The organism is Paenibacillus sophorae (assembly GCF_018966525.1).
Taxonomy (GTDB): Bacteria; Bacillota; Bacilli; order Paenibacillales; family Paenibacillaceae; genus Paenibacillus_AQ; species Paenibacillus_AQ sophorae.
In genome coordinates, this window is record NZ_CP076607.1 from 5133412 (window position 1) to 5155799 (window position 22388).

At 54.7% G+C, this 22388-nt stretch carries 19 protein-coding genes; 1 reads left to right on the forward strand and 18 read right to left on the reverse strand.

Features of this window, described 5'->3' with window-relative positions; genetic code table 11:
- Positions 1-3: 3 nt before the first annotated feature.
- The 15 genes from KP014_RS24905 to KP014_RS24975 all read right to left on the reverse strand — a co-directional run bounded on the left by KP014_RS24905 (position 4) and on the right by KP014_RS24975 (position 17938).
- Positions 4-1143 (reverse strand): taurine ABC transporter substrate-binding protein, encoded by a 1140-nt coding sequence (locus KP014_RS24905; RefSeq protein ID WP_246590579.1) that lies wholly within the window; start codon positions 1141-1143, stop codon positions 4-6.
- Between the two features lie 53 nt (positions 1144-1196).
- A complete protein-coding gene (locus KP014_RS24910) occupies positions 1197-2042 on the reverse strand; it encodes an ABC transporter permease (RefSeq protein WP_090834321.1) in 846 nt (281 codons plus the stop codon).
- 134 nt (positions 2043-2176) lie between these two features.
- Entirely contained in the window at positions 2177-2494 is a 318-nt protein-coding gene (locus tag KP014_RS24915; protein ID WP_051500620.1) for an SMR family transporter, read from the reverse strand.
- A complete protein-coding gene (locus tag KP014_RS24920) occupies positions 2491-2889 on the reverse strand; it encodes a DMT family transporter (protein WP_051500621.1) in 399 nt (132 codons plus the stop codon). The genes KP014_RS24915 and KP014_RS24920 overlap by 4 nt, the downstream gene beginning before the upstream one ends.
- Positions 2886-3812: a LysR family transcriptional regulator gene (locus tag KP014_RS24925; protein WP_036603796.1), complete on the reverse strand. Its 927-nt coding sequence runs from the start codon at positions 3810-3812 to the stop codon at positions 2886-2888. The genes KP014_RS24920 and KP014_RS24925 overlap by 4 nt, the downstream gene beginning before the upstream one ends.
- Before the next feature lie 127 nt (positions 3813-3939).
- Positions 3940-6006 carry an alkaline phosphatase family protein gene (locus KP014_RS24930; RefSeq protein ID WP_090834307.1) on the reverse strand — a complete coding sequence of 689 codons (2067 nt, stop codon included), beginning with the start codon at positions 6004-6006 and terminating at the stop codon, positions 3940-3942.
- 202 nt (positions 6007-6208) lie between these two features.
- Positions 6209-7390 (reverse strand): GGDEF domain-containing protein, encoded by a 1182-nt coding sequence (locus KP014_RS24935; protein WP_036603798.1) that lies wholly within the window; start codon positions 7388-7390, stop codon positions 6209-6211.
- A gap of 273 nt (positions 7391-7663) precedes the next feature.
- Positions 7664-9052: a UDP-N-acetylmuramate--L-alanine ligase gene (murC, locus tag KP014_RS24940; RefSeq protein ID WP_036603800.1), complete on the reverse strand. Its 1389-nt coding sequence runs from the start codon at positions 9050-9052 to the stop codon at positions 7664-7666.
- 7 nt (positions 9053-9059) lie between these two features.
- Positions 9060-10436, reverse strand: a complete 1377-nt coding sequence (locus KP014_RS24945) for a bifunctional folylpolyglutamate synthase/dihydrofolate synthase (RefSeq protein WP_036603804.1) — start codon at positions 10434-10436, stop codon at positions 9060-9062.
- Positions 10437-10441: 5 nt separating this feature from the next.
- Positions 10442-13075: a valine--tRNA ligase gene (locus KP014_RS24950; protein ID WP_036603813.1), complete on the reverse strand. Its 2634-nt coding sequence runs from the start codon at positions 13073-13075 to the stop codon at positions 10442-10444.
- Positions 13076-13793: 718 nt separating this feature from the next.
- A complete protein-coding gene (locus KP014_RS24955) occupies positions 13794-14306 on the reverse strand; it encodes a hypothetical protein (protein WP_343223021.1) in 513 nt (170 codons plus the stop codon).
- Positions 14307-14659: 353 nt separating this feature from the next.
- Entirely contained in the window at positions 14660-15769 is a 1110-nt protein-coding gene (locus KP014_RS24960) for a hypothetical protein (RefSeq protein ID WP_036592127.1), read from the reverse strand.
- The gene (locus KP014_RS24965) at positions 15745-16056 is read right to left on the reverse strand and encodes a hypothetical protein (RefSeq protein WP_036592128.1); all 312 of its coding nucleotides are present in this window, start codon (positions 16054-16056) and stop codon (positions 15745-15747) included. The genes KP014_RS24960 and KP014_RS24965 overlap by 25 nt, the downstream gene beginning before the upstream one ends.
- 16 nt (positions 16057-16072) lie before the next feature.
- Entirely contained in the window at positions 16073-16468 is a 396-nt protein-coding gene (locus KP014_RS24970) for a GntR family transcriptional regulator (RefSeq protein ID WP_036592129.1), read from the reverse strand.
- 132 nt (positions 16469-16600) lie between these two features.
- Entirely contained in the window at positions 16601-17938 is a 1338-nt protein-coding gene (locus tag KP014_RS24975) for a LysM peptidoglycan-binding domain-containing protein (protein WP_036592130.1), read from the reverse strand.
- 207 nt (positions 17939-18145) lie between these two features.
- Between KP014_RS24975 and greA the strand changes: the two genes are divergently transcribed.
- The gene (greA, locus tag KP014_RS24980; RefSeq protein WP_036592131.1) at positions 18146-18631 is read left to right on the forward strand and encodes a transcription elongation factor GreA; all 486 of its coding nucleotides are present in this window, start codon (positions 18146-18148) and stop codon (positions 18629-18631) included.
- A gap of 127 nt (positions 18632-18758) precedes the next feature.
- Here the strand turns inward: greA and KP014_RS24985 are convergent, their stop codons facing one another.
- From KP014_RS24985 to hemB, 3 genes are read right to left on the reverse strand one after another with little or no spacing between them, the layout of a single operon-like run.
- Positions 18759-19667 (reverse strand): RluA family pseudouridine synthase, encoded by a 909-nt coding sequence (locus KP014_RS24985; RefSeq protein WP_090834304.1) that lies wholly within the window; start codon positions 19665-19667, stop codon positions 18759-18761.
- Positions 19668-19699: 32 nt separating this feature from the next.
- A complete protein-coding gene (hemL, locus tag KP014_RS24990; RefSeq protein WP_036599247.1) occupies positions 19700-21001 on the reverse strand; it encodes a glutamate-1-semialdehyde 2,1-aminomutase in 1302 nt (433 codons plus the stop codon).
- Positions 21002-21032: 31 nt separating this feature from the next.
- Positions 21033-22034 carry a porphobilinogen synthase gene (hemB, locus tag KP014_RS24995; RefSeq protein ID WP_036599250.1) on the reverse strand — a complete coding sequence of 334 codons (1002 nt, stop codon included), beginning with the start codon at positions 22032-22034 and terminating at the stop codon, positions 21033-21035.
- Positions 22035-22388: the final 354 nt, after the last annotated feature.

Below are 22388 nucleotides of genomic sequence, written 5' to 3' on the forward strand. Positions count from 1 at the left end.
GGATTAGTTGACCGGATAAAGGTCGTTTCGCAGCGCATGCTGATACACGGATAAATCCGGCGAAGCCGTAATCGATTTCTGCTCCACCAGAAAATCCCCGGTGTCTTTCAGCAGTTGTCCGAATGCTCCCGGCTTGTCCGGTGTCCCCATATATTCCGGCGAGGTCTGCTGGGAAGCGTCAAGCACGATGATTTCATTCATCGCCTGGAGAGTGGCTTCCGGCGTTAATCCCAGTTCCTTGGACAGCGCCTGCGCCGATTCCTGCGGATGTTCGCGGTAGGTTTTCACCGCTTCATCCAGCACGGAGATATATCCTTTGACGAAATCCGGATACTTGTCGACAAAATCCTTGAGGACAACGCCGAACTCTCCGGTTATGCCGCCCTTGGCCGCAACTTCGGCGGAGCTGATAATCACTTCGCCGCCGTCCTCGGTAAGCTTTGTCTGGCTCGGCTGCCAGGTATAAGCGCCGTCAATGTCTCCCCTTTGCCATGCGGCGACAATATCGGGTGCCTGCATATCGAGGATGGTAATCGTGGACGGGTCGATGTTTTCCTGCTTCAGCGCGGACAGAAGGCTGAAATGGGAAGTGGAGCCGAAGGTGGTCGCGATTTTATGGCCTTTCAGATCCTGAAGCGACTTGATGCCGGAATCCTTCTTGACGACCAGCGCTTCACTCTTGCCGATAACGTCATGAATGTAATAGATCTGGTATGGAAGTCCTTGAGCAATGCCCGAAGATCCGGGAGGAGTGCCGACCAGTCCGAAGTCGATGCCGCCGCTGGCGGCCGCCACATTGACATCACGCCCGGAATCGAATTTCAGCCAGGATATTTTAATGTCGGGATATTTCTTCTCGAGCAGACCGAGCGCTTTGGCCAGAAGCTCACCGTTTGGTGACACCTGGTAACCGATTCGGACTTCTTTGGGCAGTTCTACTGTTGACGCGCCCGCCGTGTCCGACGAAGCTGCCGCCGATGGCCCGGCCGAATTTTCCGGGGAAGGGGCGGCAGCGTTTGCGGCTGCATCCCCCGCAGTATTGCCGCCTGCCGTTCCGCTATTGTTCCCGCAGGCCGATAATAGGAGCAGCATGGCTATTAGACTGAGTGCGAAGATCCATTTAAACTTATAAGGCTGTTTCATTTCCTGTTTTCTCTCCCTTTAGTACGTCTAGTACATCAACTACGTAAACTTTTTTATTGCTCGATCCATGGCGACACACGCCGGATCAGACCGCGGATGCACAGATCGATTACGATTGCGATCAGCGCCATGATAATAATGCCCAGATACATAATATCGCTTCTCAGAAATTTGCTGGCGTCCAGAACCATCCAGCCGACGCCGGACACGGCGGCCACCATCTCGGCGGCTACCAGCGTGGCGTAGCTGACGCCGACGGCGGTACGCAGTCCGGTCAGAAGCTCGGGAAGGATGGACGGGAAGATGACAAAGACATAGAGCTTCCAGCCCTTTGCGCCAAGCGATTTGGCCCCGTTGATCACTTCGCCGCCCAGACGCTGAACGCTGAATACGGAAGTAATAAACAACGGCGCGAACGCTCCCAGGAACAGCAGTATGACTTTGGACAGATCGGTAATGCCGAACCAGAGAATCAGCAGCGTGTAATAGGCGAGAGGCGGGAGCGGACGGTAAAATTCGATAAACGGGTCAAAGATCGCCCGAAGCCAGCGGTAGCGGCCGCATAAAATGCCCAGCGGCACTGCGGTTGCGAAAGCGGCGGCAAGAGCCAGAAACAGTCTCCGCATGCTTGCCCCGATATGGCTCAGCAAACTCACCCCTTTGTACCCCTCATGTAGGATATCCGTGAAGGCGGCCCAGACCGTATGCGGAGAAGGGAGAAACAGGGGATTCACCCAGCCGCGGCCGCTTGCCAGCGCCCAGATCAGTGCTGCGGTCAGCAGTGATCCGACGGAAATACAGCGGTACAGCCACTTTCCTGTGAAAAATGGATGGACCGGCCGGTCCGGTTTGCCGCTTCTTCGTTCTGTTGTCCCGGTTTCCCGTATCTTTGCCTGCATTATCTTGCGTTCCTTTCCCCATTCCGGCCCCAACATGAGGAAAGGCCTTCCTCTCTCGCCGCAGACTTGCAGTCTGAAACCGATATAAGCGGAAGGCCTCCAGTTGTCCGGTAGGCTTGAAGATATCATTATTGTTACGAGGTCAGCTTGAGCCCGACCATTCCCACGACGATCAAAACCATGCATGCCAGCTTCAGCGGATTTACGGATTCTCCATACAGGAGAATGCCTGATGAAATGGCTCCCACGGAGCCGATTCCGGTCCATACCGCATAAGCCGTTCCAACCGGGATGGAAGACAGCGACTGTGAAAGCGCGTAGAAGCTTAGCGCCAGAGCGCCAATTGCGGCCGCGGCCCATCCCGGCTTTCTCTGTCCTTGCCATTCCTTAAGGAGCGGAACGCTGATCACCTCGCCCGCTCCGGCAAGCAGCAGCCAAATCCAGGCGATCAGATCAGTTCACCGCCCTTTGGTTGAACGGTTTCGCATCCGGACGCAAGCTTCAGTCCTACGATTCCTAAGAGCAGTATACCGATGAAAAAAATTCTCCAGCCGCCGGCAGGCTCGCCAAGGAATAGAATGCCGATCAGCCCTGTCCCGGCCGTTCCGATCCCGGTAAATACTGTATAGGCCGTTCCGGCTGGCAGAAGCTTTAACGACAATACATACAAAAAATAGCTGACCGTTACGGCGGCCAATGCGAACACGCTCGGCCAAAGTACGGTTAATCCTTCCGAAAATTGCAGCAGAACCGCCCAGACCACATCCATCAGCCCTCCGGCAATCACAACCATCCAGGCCGCCTTGTTTCCAATCGAGCTATCGGGACATTGCAGCGTTTGTTTCATTTAAGTTCTGCTCCTTTAACCGGAAAATGGAACATTGAACAGAACGATTGAATCGTCCCCATCATCTCTTTTTCGATCAGCGACAGATGATGCCGTTTGCTCCAGGCCAGAACGATGGAAATATCCAGCCGTGTGTCGGATATGTCCAGCGGCACAATGCTCTCCCGGCTGACAAAGTATTCGCTCATGAATTTTGGAACGAACGCGGAGCATTCATTCAGGGAAATGACTTTTTCAAGCATAGGGAAGCTGTCGAGCCGGTAAGCCGCATGGAAGGTGCCATACTTTCTCAAAAGTTCCGATACGCCGCAATCGGTGGCGAATTCGGTATTGTACAGCACAAGCGGCTGGGCCATCGCCTCCGCAAGCGTCACCGAGGAACGCTCCGCCAAAGAAGACTTGCGGCTGACCATCAACACCAGTTGATCCCCGAACAGCTCTTTGATGCACAGATCCTTTTCTTCCGGATGCTCGCAGGTTTTCATAAGCACCCCGAAGTCGGCCTTGCCCGCCGCGATGTCGCGCAGATTGTTATTGGATTCTCCCACCTTCATCAGAACATTGACATTGGGGTGCCTGTTTTTGAAGGTGGTCAACGTATTGACCATAATCGAGTTGCTAATAAACGGCTCTACCGCCAAATGAATGCTGCCGGTCAGCGTTTGTGTGCTTTCCTCGGCGATGGAGCGTATATCTTCCAGCAGGCCGATCGCTTCCATCGCCTTCTTGATAATCGCTTCTCCAATTTCCGTGGGATGCACTCCCTGATTGGTGCGCTTGAAGAGCGTAATTCCGAGCTCCATCTCCAGCTTGGATACCGAGGAGCTCAGCGCAGGCTGCGAAATGTAGGAACGTTCGGCGGCAAGTGAAATCGAACCCGTCTGCGCAATCGCTACGATATGATAAAGCTGTTCCACACGCATGCGTTTCTCCCTCTTTGCCCTTTAGTAATCCATAGTATATTATAAATCCAATGTGAATACTAGGATAAAGATATAGAGAAGAAGCGCCGCGTTTTGTGAAACGGTCGGCTGTTTTTTTCGACGATGATTAGAACAATCCGCCTAATCCGGCAGGAACAGGCTGCTTGGCTTCATTTTCCCGATGCGGCGATGGACTGCCGTCCCCGCTCAAAATTTGATAGATTACCCCGCCTTCCACATTCCGCGGTACCGGCGTTTCGGTCAATTCGCAGATGGTCGGCACAAGGTCCACCACCTTGACTTTGCGGTCAATCGTCTCGCCGGCTTTCACGCCTGCCCCGAGTGCGATAAACAGCGCCTTCATGGAATATCCCGATAAAGTGTGGTTGCTGAGGCCATTGCCGTGGCAGCGGGTAAAGTCGGGCTCCAGAATGTAAAAGATATCGCCGCTGTTCTCTCCGCCAAGGCCGACCACCTCCATATCGCTCCGATTAAGCGCAAAGCTGATCACTCTTCTACCCGTCTTCGGATCGCGGTAGCTGTACAGATCATCGATAATTTTCTCCACCGTCTTGTCATAATCGGCCGGGTCGACAATTCCTTGAGGGTCTCTGCCTTTTACATTCAAATATATGAAGGTTGCGCGCTGGGCGACGGCCGTGGTGCGGCTCCAGTCGATTTCTTTGGCGCCGAAAGCGTCCTCCTTGATCTTCGTATAACCCAGTTGTCCGAGAATGCCGACATTGATTCCCCACATATCGCCGATCAGCGGATGCTCGGTTTCCGGGTTCTTGGCTACACCGCCGTGATCGGATACGATGAATATCGCCGTTTCGCCATCCAGCCGATGGAGCAACGCCCCGATAAAATGGTCGGTGATTTCATAGATTTTATAGACGATTTCCTGGTAGCGTTCATACTCGGGCGAGGCGGCTTCCAGCGTATGATCGAGATAGAAATGCATGAACATGTCGATGCCGTGCATATGGGTATAGAACAAATCCCACTCTTTGTTGTCCAGCAGGTAATTGATGGCTTCCTCATGCCAGCGGTACATTTCCTCGATCGACTCAAGCAGCACGCCGTCGGCCTGCGGGTTCAACCGGCTGTAATTGGAAGGCTGGAGCATCGGACCGACTTTGGTGTACAGTTCCTCGCCGATGCTCTGCGGGTAAAAGTATTTTCCGGTCTTCAGATCGAGCACATAGGAGGAATAGAACGTAAATCTCTCGCCAGTAGGGTCTAGCTCCAGCACACGGATTTTATAAGCTACGTCAACAGCTTCGCCGTTTATGGTATATCGGTCGTAAATCCAATCGCTCCATTCACCGGCTGCCGCTTCGCCGAGAGGGGCTTCACTTTCTTTGGACGAGTAAATGGCAATACGGTTATATGTTGCTCCATCGTCCGCCGCAAGCAATCCCCAGCGCCGCTCCGCTCCGCCGTTCACCGGAACGATAAACTCAAGTGCGCCCTCCGGGGCGTGCTTCCAGCCGGATGCCGGCTTAATCGGTGTCTTGATCTGATCGGCTGTCGGGATATCGGCGGAGAGTTCGCCGTCCTGAGTCGTTGTTACCAGTCCCGGCTGGGTGTAGCCAAAGCCTTCATAGGTGTCCTTGCTGATCTCCGCTTTTTGCGTCGTCTCCTCGCCCTCGAAGCGGCAGTTGGCTCCGGTATTGTCCACGGTATGCGGAATCTCGATCAGTTCAAAATCCCCGGCTTCCCCTTCATATAATTTCTCGTAATCGATATATCCGCGAAGATTGGTATAAATGCTTGTGCCGTCAACGTAGATCGCGTCTTTCACCTGAGGCGGCCAGGAGGTCGGATAATTGAAAATAATGCTCTTCTTCCCCGCTCTCGCATAAGCCTCCCAAATCGTTTCGGCCTTCAGCAGGCTGGAATCGAAACCGTAATCAAGTACATCCAGTTCATTGCCGAGCGTATGGTTCCAAAAGCAGGTGATGCCGTGCGTGTTCGGATAAGCGCCCGTAGCGATCGACGCCCAATTGGGCGGGGTAATTGCCGGGAGCACGCTTTGCATGCTGAGGTCCTCTGTCGATACCCCAAGATTCAACGCTTTCTTGAAATTGGGCAGCTTGCCCTGTGCAATGTACCGCGCAACGAGCGTCGGGTCCGCGCCGTCGAGCCCGAGCAGCATCACTTTTTTGGCTTTGCCGTTGTTCTGTGCCATGTCTCCACCCCATTCATCAATATATAATCCAATGAGTTAACTAGGAATTATATTATGGTCTTATTATAGAGCCGTGAAATGGAGGTTGTTAAATAGTTGTTGATTATATCGGGTATAAGTTGCGGTTATTCAATGCATGTCAAAAAAGCCCCTCGCCTGCCTGACAGCAAACGGGGGCAAAAAGTTAGGACGAACAGCAGAGTCAGCCGGGCTCCGGCTCTTCCGGCCAGCGGCTTCGCACCACCCGGTTTCTTCCGCCCTGCTTCGCTTTGTAGAGCGCCGCGTCGCTGAGCTTGTACAGCTGATCCAGCTGTGTGCTCTTGTCCGGGATGACAGTAATAACTCCGATGCTGACCGTATATTGAAGGGGATGGCCTTCAATCCGTGAACTCATAATCGCTGATCTGAACTGCTCCGCTTTCCGGTCGCTCTCCTCCTCGCCCGCACCTGGAAGCAGAATGGCGAATTCTTCACCTCCGTACCTGCCGAACAAGTCATCCCGGCCTAAGTAAAACTCAACAGTAGAGGCGAAATTCTGAAGAGCCCAGTCGCCGGTGACATGCCCGTAATTATCATTAACCTGCTTGAAATGATCAATGTCGAGTAAGAGAAAGGATATCGGCTCTCCCCGCTCGGCTGCGGCTGCGGCGGCAAGCTGAGCCTTATCAATAAATGCCCTGCGGTTTAGGATTCCGGTCAGCTCATCAATATTCGCCATCCTTTGGAGCGCTTCATACGACCGTTCCCTTGAGAGCAGAACAAAACCCGCCATCCCCAGAATCATAGACAAAAAAATACCGATATAGTAGAACTGCTGGATAAGCCCTGGCGAGAATATATCCATTTCTCGTCCCGAGAAAAGCGCGGCGAAAGCCCGGACGAGCATGATGGATGCCACCGCAGCATAAATCAATCCCATAACCGTCTGAAGCAGCGAACCTCCCTTATTCGCTATAAAGCGGTAAGCCGGGAAAGCAATAAACAGTACTGCCCCCAAGGAAGCCGAAGCGATGCGGAGGTTGTCCGAATGATAAAGAAAATAAATGAGCCCATAGCTCAATACGCTTAGTAGCGTGACGACGGCATAGTAACGTTTCGCCTTGTCGTCGAATGCTCCCGCCATCAGCAGCAGGGCGACAACCTCAAGGCCTCCGCCTCCAAGCATCAGCACATTGCTCAGCAGAACAACCTGCGGCCCGGAAAGGCTGAACCGTATCATCACCACCAGCCAGCAGGCGGACTGCAGCCACTTTGAAATAATAAACAAAGAGCTTGCTATATCGCGGGAGGAACGGTAACGATATGCGGTAAAGAGCAGCACCATAAACACATTTCCGAGTATAAGCGTTATTAACAACGTTTGTATGTCTAGCTGATAATCCACACATTCACCACCAATATATGCCCAAGATCGTTTCGTCCATTCCGGTTACTGATGGTTTAGCACAGGATAGCTGCAATGATTTCAAAAATCATACTAGTAAAATAGTAGCACAACACAATGATTGAGTTCTGTCGAATTATAGGAGATAACATAATAATTTTGTGAAAAAAGACGCATCCCTTCCAGAATCGTGAAGAGAATGCGCCTATAGCTCTACATTACCATCGTATAACCGTTTAAAATGCGGCGGCATGATGTGCAGACAACTCCGCTTTATTTCGAGGCCCCGCGCTTTCGCAGGTTATCCGCAAGCGCATAGCCGACCTTGTAGATATCTCCCGCACCCATGGTGATTACAAGATCGCCAGGCGTAAGCCGATCCCGAAGATCTTCAAGAACATCTTCCTTGGTCGGCAGATAGCGTGCTCCGGAGTTGCTGTTCTGTCTGATCAGTTCCACCAGCTTGGCGGAAGTCACGCCCTCGATTTGCTTCTCGCCCGCCGGAGAGTAAATGTCCGTAATGATCACCTCGTCGGCCTCGCCGAAAGCGCGGCTGAATGCGTCAAGCAGGAAAAAGGTGCGTGTATAACGCTGCGGCTGGAAGACCGCGATAATCCGTTTGCCTGTCGTTTTGGCCGCGCTGATCGTCGCCTGGATCTCCGTCGGATGGTGGGCATAATCATCGATGATCAGAATGTCGTCAGCTTCCCCGAGCACCTGGAAACGCCGTTTGGCCCCGTGGAATTTCACGATAGCCGATGCAATGGCCGCGAACGGAATGCCTGCTTTCAGACAAGCTATAACCGTGGCCATCGCGTTGTAGAGATTATGCTGGCCGGGAACCGACAGCTCGATTCTTCCCAGAACCTCTCCTTGATGCTTCATCGTAAACGATACCTGGCGGTCGCCGAGCGCAATATCCGTCGCGGTATAGTCCGCCGTCTCCGAGCGAATGCCGTAGGTCGTCACATCAGCCTTGACCCGGGGCAGCAGCGAGACAACCGTCTCGTCATCCGCGCATACAATTGCCGTACCGTCCTCGCGCAGCTGGTTCATGAACTGCATGTAGGCGCTCTTCAGACGCTCGAAATCGCCGCCGTAATTCTCCAGATGATCAGCTTCGATATTCGTAACGATTGCAAGCCACGGATGATATTGAAGGAAGGAGCCGTCACTCTCGTCCGCTTCGGCCACAACGAACTCCCCTTGGCCCGCCTTGGCGTTCGTGCCGACATTCATAATTTCCCCGCCGATAATATAAGTAGGGTCAACCCCGCACTCTTCCATAACGAGGGCAATCATTGAAGAGGTCGTCGTCTTGCCGTGAGCTCCAGCGACGGCGACGCCCTTGCGCTGGTTGAGCAGCCGGCCCAGCATCTGCGACCGGTGCAGAATCGGAATATTCAGCCGCTCCGCTTCCACCCGCTCCACATTATCCTTCGACAATGCCGTGGAGTAGACGACCAGATCAGCGCCCTTCACCTGCTCCGCCGTATGGCCGATATATACCTTTGCGCCTTTGGCAATCAATTTTTCCGTCAGTTCCTGAGCGGCTACATCAGAGCCCGTTACCGTATACCCCATTTCCAACATGACACGGGCAATAGCGCTCATCCCGTAACCGCCGATTCCTATAAAATGAACTCGTTCCGTAGTATCCAACAGTTTGTCACCAGCCTTTTTCAGAATCGGGTTGCCTCAAAAGTGCGCTCCGCACATCTGCGATCAAATACAGCGTACCGGACACAACCGCCAAATCGTCGCCGCCCGTAATCGACTTCAGAAGCTGCAGCGCTTTGCCCCAATCATGCTCTACAATGATTTGCAAATGCTCCCTGGCATAATTCTTCCGCAGACTCTCCGCAATGAGCTGAAGGTGTTCCGCGTCCATTTTCTTCCGGAAATCCGGTTCGGTTAGGATAAGCGTATCCACTATAGGAAGTATATGCTTGAAGTAGGATTCATGATGCTTGTTCGACAGCATACCCATTAGTAAATTTAATTTCTGGTATTGATAGAACTTCGGAAGGCTCGCCGCCAGACTTTCCGCTCCCTCGGGGTTATGCGCGCCGTCAAGAACAATCCGCGGGCTTCCCGGGATTTCTTCCAGCCTTCCGGCCCAGAATGTATGGCGAAATCCGGCGAGCACATCCTCGTCGCTAAGAATGAACGCCATGTATTGACGCAGCACTTCCAGAGCCATCATGGCGCCGGACGCATTGGCGAGCTGATGCTCTCCTTTCATCGCAATAGCGATATCCAGTGAGCGGAAAGGGCCTTTAAAAGTAAAGGTCTGTACGCCTTCTTCGATTCCTCTGCTCTCATACGCAAATTGCTCTCCGGCCAGATAGAGAGTCGCCTTGCAGGACGAGGCCTTATCTTTAAGCACAGAGACGGCTTCCGGCTGGGAGACGCAGCTGATGACGGGAACGCCGGGCTTGATGATGCCCGCTTTCTCGAAGGCGATTTTCTCCAGCGTGTCGCCTAGAACATCGGTGTGGTCATAGCCTACATTCGTAATGACCGAGACGACCGGAGTAACGATGTTCGTTACATCCATCCTTCCCCCCAGCCCTGTCTCCCATACGACCACATCGGGGAAGCAGACTTCCGCATAGTATAGAATGGCAAGCGCCGTCGCTACTTCGAACATCGTGGGGGAACCGAGCGGCGTTGCCGCAATTTCCTCCACCAGCGGATGCAGGCGATTCGCTAGCACCGTCAGCGTTTCTTCGGGAATGTCCTCGCCGTTATACTGAAACCGGTTCGTGAACTTCGTGATATACGGCGAAGTAAACGTCCCGACGGAATATCCGCTTTGCCTTAGTACCGAAGTGAGGAAAGCGCAGGTCGAGCCCTTGCCATTCGTCCCCGCTACATGAATAAATTTCAGCCGGCGGTGGGGTTGCCCCAGTATCTCCATCATCCGCTCGATCCGCTCAAGTCCCGGACGGATGCCAAACGGAATGAGGCTGTTGATCCAGTCAACCGCATCGCTATATGTGTGTAAAGGGGCGGCTGCGCCGGCCCCGTTAATCTGTTCCATATCTGTTATCCTCTCAGCTCCGCGATACGGGCCAGCACTTTCTCGCGTTTGGCCGAGTAGTCGGCCTGCTTGGCCCGTTCCTCTTCGATGACTTTTGCCGGCGCCTTGGCTACGAAGCCCGGGTTGCCGAGCTTTTTATCCACGCGCTCCACTTCGCTGTTCAGGGTCTGCACCTCTTTTTGAAGACGGGCGATTTCCTGCTCAATATCAATCAAGCCAGACAGCGGAAGCAGCAATTCGGCGCCCGTAACCACGGCGGACATCACCTTCTCCGGAGCCTCCGGATTCAGGCCCGCCTCGAAAGAGGATGTATTGGCAAAACGGCTGATGTAGGCGTTGTTCCGCTCAATGATGGCCAGCGTCTCCTGATTGCCCGCCTTGACGATCAGCTCTACTTTTTTGCTCATTGGCACATTCACTTCAGCCCGGATATTCCGAACAGCGCGGATCATGTCCATCAACAGGTTCATTTCCGCCACCGCATCCGGATTCTCAAGTGCGGCGTCGTATTCCGGCCATGCGGCCAGCGTAATCGTCTCGCCTTGATGCGGCAGATGCTGCCAGATCTCCTCCGAGATATACGGCATGAACGGGTGAATCAGGCGCATCGTGCGGTCGAGCACATAAGCCAGTACGGATTGCGTGCTGCGTTTGGCAGCCTCGTCCGAGCCGTAAAGCGACAGCTTCGCGAACTCGATATACCAGTCGCAGAGATCATCCCAAATGAAGTTGTACAAGAGACGTCCGGTCTCGCCAAAATCGTATGCATTAATGAGACGCGAAATATCACGGGAAGTTTCGTTCAGGCGATGCAAAATCCAGCGGTCGGCGGTGCCGAGCTTGCCGGAAATATCAATATCTTCAAAGGACACGCCCTCCAGATTCATGAGCGCAAAGCGCGAGGCGTTCCAGATCTTGTTCGCAAAATTACGCGCCTGTTCGACCTTCTCCCAGCGGAAACGCAGGTCCTGTCCCGGGGTGCTGCCCGTGGATATCATATAGCGCATGGCGTCGGCGCCGTACTTCTCGATAACTTCGAGCGGATCTACGCCGTTGCCGAGCGATTTGGACATTTTGCGTCCTTCCGCGTCGCGGACAAGGCCGTGAATCAGCACATCCGAGAACGGCTTCTCGCCGGTGAACTCTAGGGCCGTGAAGATCATCCGCGCCACCCAGAAATAGATGATGTCGTAGCCCGTTACAAGCACATCGGTTGGATAATAGCGTTTCATATCTTCGCTGTCATCCGGCCAGCCAAGGGTCGAGAACGGCCACAGGCCGGAGCTGAACCACGTATCCAGCACATCCTCGTCCTGCTTCAGATCGCTCAGGCCGCTGATTTGGCGCGCTTCCTCTTCGTCGCGGGCGACTACCATCTCGCCGGTGGATTCGGAATACCAAGCCGGAATGCGGTGGCCCCACCACAATTGGCGGGAAATGCACCAGTCGCGCACATTTTCAATCCAGTGCAGATAGATCTTCTCGAACCGGTCAGGCACGAAGTTAACGCCGGTGCCGTCTTTTTGCGCCTGGATCGCCGCTTCGGCGAGCGGCTGCATCGCGACGAACCACTGCGTCGACAGATAGGGCTCAACCACGGCCCCGGAGCGCTCGCTATGGCCCACCTGATGAACATGGTCCTCAATGGAGATGAGCACACCCTGCTCTTTCAGGTCGGCGGTAATGTTCTTGCGGCATTCGCTGCGGTCCTGCCCCTGGTAAGGCCCCGCTTCGCTGTTCATCGTGCCGCTCTCGTCCATAACAACGATCTGCGGCAGGTTGTGGCGCTGGCCGACCTCGAAGTCGTTCGGATCATGAGCTGGCGTAATTTTAACCGCGCCGCTGCCGAACTCTTTTTCCACATACTCATCCGCAATGACCGGAATCTCGCGGCCGATGATTGGAAGAATCAGCGTCTTGCCAATCATGTCCTTATACCGCTCATCCTCCGGATGCACCGCTACCGCCGTGTCCCCAAGCATCGTCTCCGGACGCGTGGTCGCTACGGTAATGAAGCCGCTGCCGTCCTTCAGCGGATAACGCAGATGATAGAGATGGCCGTTAACTTCCTTATACTCTACTTCAATGTCGGACAGGGCCGTACGGGCTGCAGGGTCCCAGTTAATGATGCGCTTGCCCCGGTAGATCAGGCCCTTCTCGTACAGCTTGACGAATACTTCGCGAACCGCCTTGGACAGTCCCTCGTCCAGCGTGAACCGTTCGCGGCTGTAATCGAGCGACAGGCCCATTTTGGACCACTGCTCATGAATCGTTGCCGCATACTGGTCTTTCCATGCCCATACCTGTTCCAGGAACTTCTCACGGCCGAGATCGTAGCGGGAGATGTTCTGCGCGCGCAGCTTCTGCTCCACCTTGGTTTGGGTAGCGATCCCCGCATGGTCCGTTCCCGGCAGCCACAGCGTATCATAGCCCTGCATCCGCTTCGTGCGGATGAGAATATCCTGCAGCGTAAAGTCGAGCGCATGCCCGATATGCAGCATCCCCGTTACGTTCGGCGGCGGAATTACAATGGTGTACGGCTTCGCTTCCGGACGCTGTCCGGCGCGGAAAAATCCGCCCTCCATCCAGTAAGGATACCATTTCTGCTCCGCAGCTTTAGGGTCATAAGTGGTCGGCATGTCGGTCTTTGCACCGCCGGCCGGGCTGCCCCCGTTAGCTTCCAATTCCGGCTGCTGCGCCGGTGTCAATTGATCATGTTCTGCCATAGCTTTCTACCTCCGTATGATTTGCGCTTAGTACTCCTTATATTTCGAAAATAAAAAAACAAAAAGACCCTTCGCCCTCAAAGGACGAAAGGTCATTCTTTCGCGGTACCACCTTTGTTTCGCGTCCTACGCCCGACAACGGCGGAGCCGGCACATAACGAAAATCCGGCCGACAAACGCGACACTCTGCGCAGAAATAACGGCCTGCGGCCGGCGCGCTCTAACATCATGGCCTTAACAGCCACATGAAGCTCAAGCGGGCGACTCCGGGGCGACTTCGGCTGGCTGCATCCTACGGAAGCTCACAGCTGCTGCATTCCGCTCTCTGAAGGGCTGACCGCCTACTCTTCCCGTTCCCAGTCTTTGAATAAATATTGCTTAATACTTTACATAATACATTTTGAGTCCTGCCTAGTCAACCGGGGACTGGTCATATCAGGACAATCGCTGACGAATTTTGACAGAAAGTATCTGCTGGGTTCGGCGTCTTGAAAACAGCTAAAGTACAGGTTTTTTCGAATCAATAGCGGTGGTTAGGTGGAAAAACATGCTATTGTGCAGGAACTTAGGCCTCTGCCGACTGCATTTGAGCTTGAACGGGCCAGAACCTGTATTTTAGCAGGCATGTTATTCAGTGAAAATTCCAAGGCCGACAAAAGATGTACAATTTCAGGTTTTCTGCATAATTTGGTTCATCGCGCCTCGCTGCAGTTCGTACCGAACCACATGTTTGCCCATCGCTCCGGTCATGGCGGTAAACCATCCTTTCCCGCATAGCGCTTGCAGCATTCGAACGGCTGTACGGTGGTTGATACTTAGATGAGTCTCCACATCGATCGGTCGAAGGGGACGGGCGAGCATGCAGGCGATGGCGGATGATTTCCCGTTCCGCCACACTGTGCAAGTTAACCGGAGAAGACTGCGGCTGAAAGCGGCTAAGCACCATGCGCAGAAGCGTGATGGTTCGTTCAGGATGATGAGCAACGTCGTCATAGGCAAAAGAGATGACCTGGAAACCCATAGCAGCTAAAAAAGTTTCCCGGTTCAGTTCGTTGCAATATTTTTTTCTGTCCATACCCGTTACGTGCGGGCCGAAACCTTTGATTTCGATAATGAGTCTCGCAAAAGGCGTAATCCAGGCCAAATCGCAGAAATTAGGATAGCCCCCGCCAATCAAGAACTTCGTATTCCGGATGCAAATGATTGAAATTCCCTTGAAGCGGCCACCATATGTTGCAGCAAAATAACTTCTCGGCCTCCCGGTGCCCCCGCTCTAGGCGGCCTTTTCGTTCTCCTGTTCTGCTCCGCAAATGGTGCCAAGGTAAACGCCGCGTGGGCTTCCTCAACATTCATACTGATCATCTCCCCCATAAAATGACGAAAAACGCCCCGGCCCATTCTGGAGTGAATGGATCGGGACGTTCTTCGTCTCCTGTATTTTAGTCTATCGTAAAATCAATCATTTCGCCATTACAGCCAGATTGCAGCCACGGATATTTATGGCGCATGCCGAACTTTGCGTTTCAGCTCTTCGAACGTCCGCCGGGTATCCAAAGCTTTGTTATCGTTAAACACAATATATTCATCCGCAAGCCTGATGACAATATAAGGGGGCGAATGCTTGAATATGTACGCCCGGGTATTTCCCCAGCTCTCCAGTCTGAAATGCCCTCTGGCATAACTATCGGTGGCGACCCCATTCGTCCGCGTCCCATCCGGCAGTTCGTCCTCCAGCCGCAGCTCGCGGATTTGATCCAATGGAAAAGAATAACCGTAGCTTGGACTTTGTACACGCACGTTTCCATCCGTATCCACCGTCAGTGTCGGCGCCATCCAGTCTTCCCTCACGAGAAAAATCGCAAGGCCTGCAATAATCACGGCGACTAATATAAGGGTGGCGCCCATAAAGACTTTGCCGCCGCGCGTCGCCATATTGAGTGTAAGTCCAAGCCCGGTCCGCTTGGGTACCAGCGTGCTCCGTTCGTTTGGGTTGCAATAATTAATCCCGTTAATCCAGTATTCGTCATCGTCGGTGTAGAATGGCTGGCCGTCCGCTTCACGAAGCCGTTTACTCCACTCATTCATTTTACGATCCGTGTACCAGGCGATGGCAAAGGGCGCCGCCACTTGGATAGCGATAAAAGTGTGCCAAACGGAGCCGAAGCGGGCCGAGGTTTCTAGTCCGGTCAGCACGGCTGCTGCGGCAAATGCGGCGTCCAGTATGGCCATTGCCAGGAACAGCGCCGACCAGTATCTCCGCTGCGCCCGGTTGAGCCCCTCATTTATGGCGCTGTCAGCGCTGTACACCTTGGTCCGCATGCGCCGGAACGCAAGAGACAGAAGGAAGAACAGCAACGTCATTCCGGCTGCCTGGATGCCCAGGATGATTCCAAATTCACTTGAAGAACGCCACGCGCAGAACACAGCGGCCAGAGAGAGCAGAAACGGGGCGAAAAACCATATGGGGGACAGGGACATTTGCTTCTTCAGAAAAATAAGCGTAGTATCGGCCCGGACGACGCGCCGTTCCCCCATGCTCCAATCGTGCTCGCACTTGATCCGGGCCGCGGCCCGGTGATATTTCACAAACAAGCGGTATCCGCCCATAGTACGATGCCCATCCAGACCCACCAGTACAAATAGACCAGTGAAAAATAACGGTTCAACGCAAACAGCGGCAGGAGAGCCAGCGCACCGATGACGATAAAAAAGGTATTACTTCGGCGGAAAGAAGTCTGCAGGCTCTTCAGTTCCTCTGCCTGTGAGGCATGCTCCGGGATGCCGACGCCGAAGATGATGATTCCCCCTGGTATGCGCGAACGCGCGCCGTAGGTTAGCTGCATAATTAGAAGGAAAATAAGGCATATGGGGATCAATATCCATACCATTGTCATTTCATCAGACTCCTTTCTATTCCGCAAGCGGATGCTGTCCAGCGGCGAGGGCGGCAAAAATATCCGCGCAGGTGTTCAAGAACTCCTTGCGGCCAATTCCCTTCAGGCTCGCTTCGCTGATGACGAGGGTCAGTTCCTGCTCCAGCTTCTCCCTGTACTCCGCGTTTCCACCCTCAGGCCTTGTTACCGCAGCTCCATGCCTGCGGTCAATCGTAATGAATCCTTCGTTTTTCAGCATTGCAAAGGCTTTATTTACCGTCATCGCGTTAATGCCGAGCTCCTCCGCCAGCTGCCGGATCGTCGGCAGCTTCTCGCCGTCTTTCAAATCGCCCCTGCCGATTGCCACGACCACAGCATTGCGAAGCTGTGCGTAAATAGGCGTCTCGCTCTTAAAATCCAGCGTAATAATCATGCGATTCCTCCAGCTAATAAGTATTATTTGTATTATATAACGTAATACAAATAATACAACAAAAAAATAACGCCTCCCACCTGGGAGACGTGATATTGGTACGACCCAAAAATAAATCACTGCTGCGAGTCGTTATGGAATATAAAGTACCTGCCCTTCCTCCACTGTCTGGCCGGACAGCCGGTTGTACAGAACCAACTCGCGGGCGCTGAGCTGATATTTCTCCGCGATCGTATCCAGCGTTTCCTCTCGCTGCACTATGCAGAGACGAACCTTGCTGAAAGCTTCCTCGCCGTCCGTATCCCGCATGAACCGGCTCTTCCATTCAGTGTCATCGGAGGATTCGGCCGGAATGGCCGATGCTGCGGAAGACGCTTTTTCCTCCGAGGCTTCCTCCTGTTCAACGCGCGTACGGCCCGAGGGCAGCAGGGAAGAGAAGGTAAGATGCTCTTTCGCCTGACCGCCGCTGTCCTTTTTGCTGCCAAGGGCGATCTTCAGATCGGGCTTTTCCTCCGGGGAAAGGACAGGCTCCGATAGGCTGCCGGTATCCTGTGCAAGTAGTTCCTCCGTCTGAGTGCCGCCGATCTGGGCGAAGGACTCAAGGGAGGCGTCGTCTGAAGGGTCTGCAATATCCGTACTCTCTGCGCCGTTTGCCGCCGCAATATCCGCCGTTTCCGAAGCGGGCGTCCGTTCGCCGGGAAACGGGCTGCCGCCGCCGGAAAACGTGCCGCTCGCGGCAAAATGGCTCCAGTTATCCGCAGTCTTCCGCTGGCCGCTAAGCTCCGTCTCTTGTACTGCGGTATACGGCTGGCCGCTCTCCGTATGAATCTCGGCATCCTGGTTCTCCTCCAGATTCAAGATGGGCGATACATCGCTGTCTTCACTCTGCATGATGCCCGGTAACGCATGAGCGCCACTGAATGCTCCCGTCTGCTCCCTTTCATGGGAAGCCTCATCTATTATTTCTTCTCCGAATGTCCAAGGCGAATTTTCATACAATTCTTCGCCTCCTTCTGCCGGAGTCGCGGTCTTTGAGGAATGTCCTCTATCTTCTTCATCCGGGGAATAGGCAACGGTAAACTCTTCACGCTGCCAGGCGGGAACCGGCTCCGTCCCCCCGATTCCGCGCAGCGACAGCACACCGGTAATATTCACGCTGCGCATCGTCAGCAGGTCGATATCGAAATTTTCGATTTCCACCCCGATCTCTTCAAGCGAGTTTACCCGGGCTAGGGGTACTGTAATTTCGACCGGAATGGAATGCTCCAAACGGTTCGTTCTCTCGTCTTCGCTCCGATAAAGGCCCGTCAGCAGCAGCTGTCCGTTCAGCTCCGCCCGGTCCTCGCGCTGAATGACCTGAATATCCGGCAGCAGCTCAACCTCTTCCAGTGCGGCGATCCCCGGAAGGTCTTGAGGCAGGTGAATGCGTTCGTAAATATCAAACCGCAGGCCGTGGGACTGGTCAAACACGGGAAATGTCCTCCTTCTTGGCATAATCTAACCCCGGAACAGAACCGGAGCATAAGCCCAAAATGTTACTCTCCCCATGTATATGCTTCTAAAAAAGACACATGACAATCTGCCCGGAAAACGCCGGAATTGAATGCCCATTATCACATACGCCCTCATATAGGGTACAATAGAGTTAAAAGCGAGAAATTGGGAGTAGTGATCATAATGGCTAATAAAGAAGATGAAATCATTCTGACACCGGAGGGCTTTGCCCAGCTGGAGGAAGAGCTTAGAGAACTTAAAACGGTCAAACGCAAGGAATTGGCAGAGCGACTGAAAGTAGCGATCAGCTACGGCGACCTCAAGGAGAACAGCGAGTACCATTCCGCCAAGGACGATCAGGCCTTTATGGAGACTCGGATCAAGCAGGTGGAGAACATGTTGAAGTATGCCCGTGTCGTTGATGCAGACAGTTTAGACGTCACCTCCGTCGCCATTGGCTCGGTCGTCGTGCTGAACGATGTTGAGTTCTCGGAAAAAGTCGAATACCGGATTGTAAGCCCCGCCGAGGCCGATGTGGCCCAGAATAAAATTTCGTATGAAAGCCCCCTGGGCAAAGAGCTTCTCGGAAAAAAAGCCGGCAGCGTCATCAAGGTGGATGCGCCTGTAGGCGTGATCGAGTATGAACTGCTCGAAATCCGGCTGGCATAACGCGAGTCCCCATAAATGCACCTAAGAAAATAGGCCAACCAGAATTATCTGGCTGACCTAATAATACGAAGGATCAGAAGCGATCGGCAGCCAGGCTGTCGCGCTTCTGATCCTTTTTGCTTGTTACCTACCCTATGCGGCCGCTAAGGGCATTCCGCAGCTGGAGCATATCCTCCGGCCAGGGATCGGCAATTTCAAGCTCCTCCCCGCTCCAAGGATGCGCAAAGCTCAGGAATTCCCCGTGCAGCGCCTGCCGCAGCAGCGGACGGCTTCCATGCACTTCCGGCGCCGTCGGCCCGCCATAAAGAGCATCCCCATATAAGGGATGCCCCACATGGCTTAAATGGACACGGATCTGGTGCGTCCTGCCTGTCTCCAGCTCGATCTTCACCAGAGACGCACCCGTCCATACCTCGGTGCCGACAATCCTGGTTACAGCCTGCTGTCCGCCGGGAGATACCCTCCGGCGCGCGGCATGGTGGCGGTCGCGGCCGATCGGCAGATCGATCACGGTCAACGAACGCGGCACCTCGCCCCGGACAATGGCTGCGTACTGGCGGGAAATGGCTTTGGCGCGCATCGCCTCGTCCAGAACCGCTTGCGCAAATTCATTCTTCGCATACAGCACCGGCCCGGTCGTTTCCTTGTCCAGCCGGTGGATATGCCGTACGGCACAGTTCTCGCCGGAGGCCGCGTAATGGGCAGCGACCGCATGGTCCAGCGTTACGCCATTCCCGCTTCCGTCCGGATGAACCGCCATGCCGGCAGGCTTATGGACGACAAGGCAGAAGTCGTCCTCATGCAGCACCTCAAGCTCATGCCAGATCGGTTCAATCCCCGGTTCTCTGGGCGGAAAGAGCGCCAGTCGGAGCCGGTCCCCCCTCCACTGGATACCGCCCTCGCGGCGAAGCCGGGCAAGCAGCTTGTCCGGCATTCCAGCTGACTCCTTAAGCCAACGGTCAATGGCTTCACCAGTGTCCTCCGCAGCGGTCACCTTGCGGCCGGGCGTAGTCTCCAGCCATTCCCAGCGGCGCATCCAGCCGGGCTTCCTCACAGGTTCTCCCGGCCTCACAGCGACTTCAATGCGGCACGATGAGCCTCAATCGTATCGTCGATATCCTGCTCGCTGTGCACCGCTGAGATAAACATGCCCTCAAATTGCGAAGGAGGCAGGCTTATTCCCTGTTCCAGCATTTCGCCAAAGTAGGCGCGGAAACGGTTCACATCGCTGCTCTTCGCGGTATCGTAGTTGGTTACCGGCTCTGCCGTAAAGAACGGGCACACCATCGAGCCGACCCGGTTTATTGTCAGCGGGATTCCAGTTTCTTCTGCATTGGCCTTAAGCCCTGCTTCCAGCCGCGCGCCAAGGCTTTCCAGCCGGTCATATACTTCCGGCGTCAGCAGCTTCAGCGTCGTAAGACCCGCCGCCATCGCCAGCGGATTGCCGCTGAGCGTGCCCGCCTGGTAGATCGGGCCGGTAGGCGCGATTTGTTCCATAATCTCCCGGCGTCCGCCATAAGCGCCGACGGGAAGTCCGCCGCCAATCACCTTGCCGAAGCAGGTCAGGTCCGGCCGGATGCCGAACAGACCCTGCGCGCAGCCCCGGTTCACTCGGAAGCCGGTCATCACCTCGTCAAACACAAGCAAAGCACCATAATCCTCGGTCACCGTGCGTAAGCCTTCCAGAAATCCGGGAGCAGGCGGAACAACGCCCATATTCCCGGCAATCGGCTCGACAATGACAGCCGCGATATCGTTGCCGTAACGCTCGAAGGCCAGCTTAACCGACTCCAGGCTGTTGTACGGCACCGCAATCGTGTTCGAGGCTATGCCTTCCGGCACTCCCGGACTATCCGGCAGCCCAAGCGTCGCGACGCCGGAGCCGGCCTTGATCAGCAGGCTGTCGCCATGACCGTGATAGGAGCCTTCAAATTTCAGGATTTTATTCTTCCCCGTATATCCTCGGGCCAGACGAATCGCACTCATGGTCGCTTCCGTGCCGGAGTTGACCATTCGGACAATGTCCACGGACTCGACGCGCTCCACAACCGTCTTGGCCATTTCCGTCTCGAGCAGCGTGGGCGCACCAAAGCTCGTTCCTCTGACCGCCGTTTCCTGCAGCGCTTTGACCACTTCCGGATGGGCGTGACCCATAATGAGCGGTCCCCAGGAGCAGACATAATCGATAAAGCTGTTGCCGTCGATATCATAGATCCGGGAGCCTTCCCCGCGTTCCACATACACCGGGGTCAAGCCGACCGACCTGAACGCCCGAACCGGGCTGTTCACCCCGCCGGGAATGTAATGCTTCGCCTCTTCAAAGGCTGCCCGGGAAGCTTCCTCTCTCCGGGTGATATTTTCCTTACCCACTCCTAATTCCTCCTGTCTTGGAAACTGCCCTCTATTCTCCGCGCAGCCAGCGGACCGCGTCCTTCGAGTGGTACGTTATGATGGTATCGGCCCCTGCACGCTTCAGTCCTGTCAGAAGCTCCAGTACAATCGCTTTCTCGTTGATCCAGCCCTGCTGCGCAGCCGCCTTGACCATCGAGTATTCGCCGCTGACATTGTAGGCGACGAGCGGAAGATCAAACTGCTCGCGGATGACGCGGATAACGTCCATATAAGCGAGCGCGGGCTTCACCATCAGCATGTCGGCGCCTTCCAGCACGTCGCTCTCCGCTTCGCGGATCGCTTCGCGCACATTCGCCGGGTCCATCTGGTAGGTCTTCCGGTCGCCGAACTGCGGCGCCGAATCCGCCGCCTCCCGGAACGGTCCGTAGAAAGCGGAAGCGTATTTAACCGAATAGGACATGATCGGCACATGCTCGAACCCGGCTTCATCCAGCCCGGCGCGGATCGCCTGCACGAATCCGTCCATCATGTTCGACGGCGCGATGATGTCCGCTCCGGCCTTGGCCTGCGACACCGCCGTACGGGTGAGCAGCTCAAGCGAAGCGTCATTCATCACATCGCCGTGTACGATGCCGTCCACGGTATGGGTATGCACCATGCCGCAGTGGCCGTGGTCCGTGAACTCGCACAGGCAGGTATCGGCGACAACAAGCAGTTCGGGATACCACTCTTTAATCAGGCGCGTCGCCTCCTGCACGATTCCGTTCTCGTCAAAGCCTGAAGAGCCGACGGCGTCCTTCGTCTCGGGGATGCCGAACAGCAGAACCGCTGGGATGCCGAGGGAGACAATTTCATCCACCTCCTCCTTCAGCGTGTCAAGCGAGAAATGGTAGACGCCCGGCATAGAAGCGATCTCTCTTTTAATTCCGGTTCCATATGTAACAAATATCGGCTGTATTAAATCCAGCGGATTCAGCACCGTCTCGCGCACCATTCCGCGAATACCGGCGGAAGCGCGCAAGCGGCGATGCCGCACAATCGGAAAGGCCATTCAACTTCCTCCCAAAATGAAAAATATAAATCCAAAGCTGCGGGCACGGCTCTTATTGTAAGAACTGCCGGCCAAGTTTAAAATGAGCCGCTCCTGCACTTATTGTAAGCAAATTCCCTGCGGCCATCCGCTGCACGCGGAAGAAATGGCATCAAGGGGTGCGTACCGTCCTTACCGAGGCCCAGTACAGCAGGATTCACTCCCTTAAAACAGCAAGAAACCCCGGCAGGCCGCCTCCCTCGCAGGCAGCGCCTTGGCGCTCCCAAAAGGCAACAGCCGGCTAGGGTTGGGTTCGCCAAGGCGGCATCCTATCCGAAGGACCGCGCAAATGAGCCTGTCCATTCACCGTTTCAT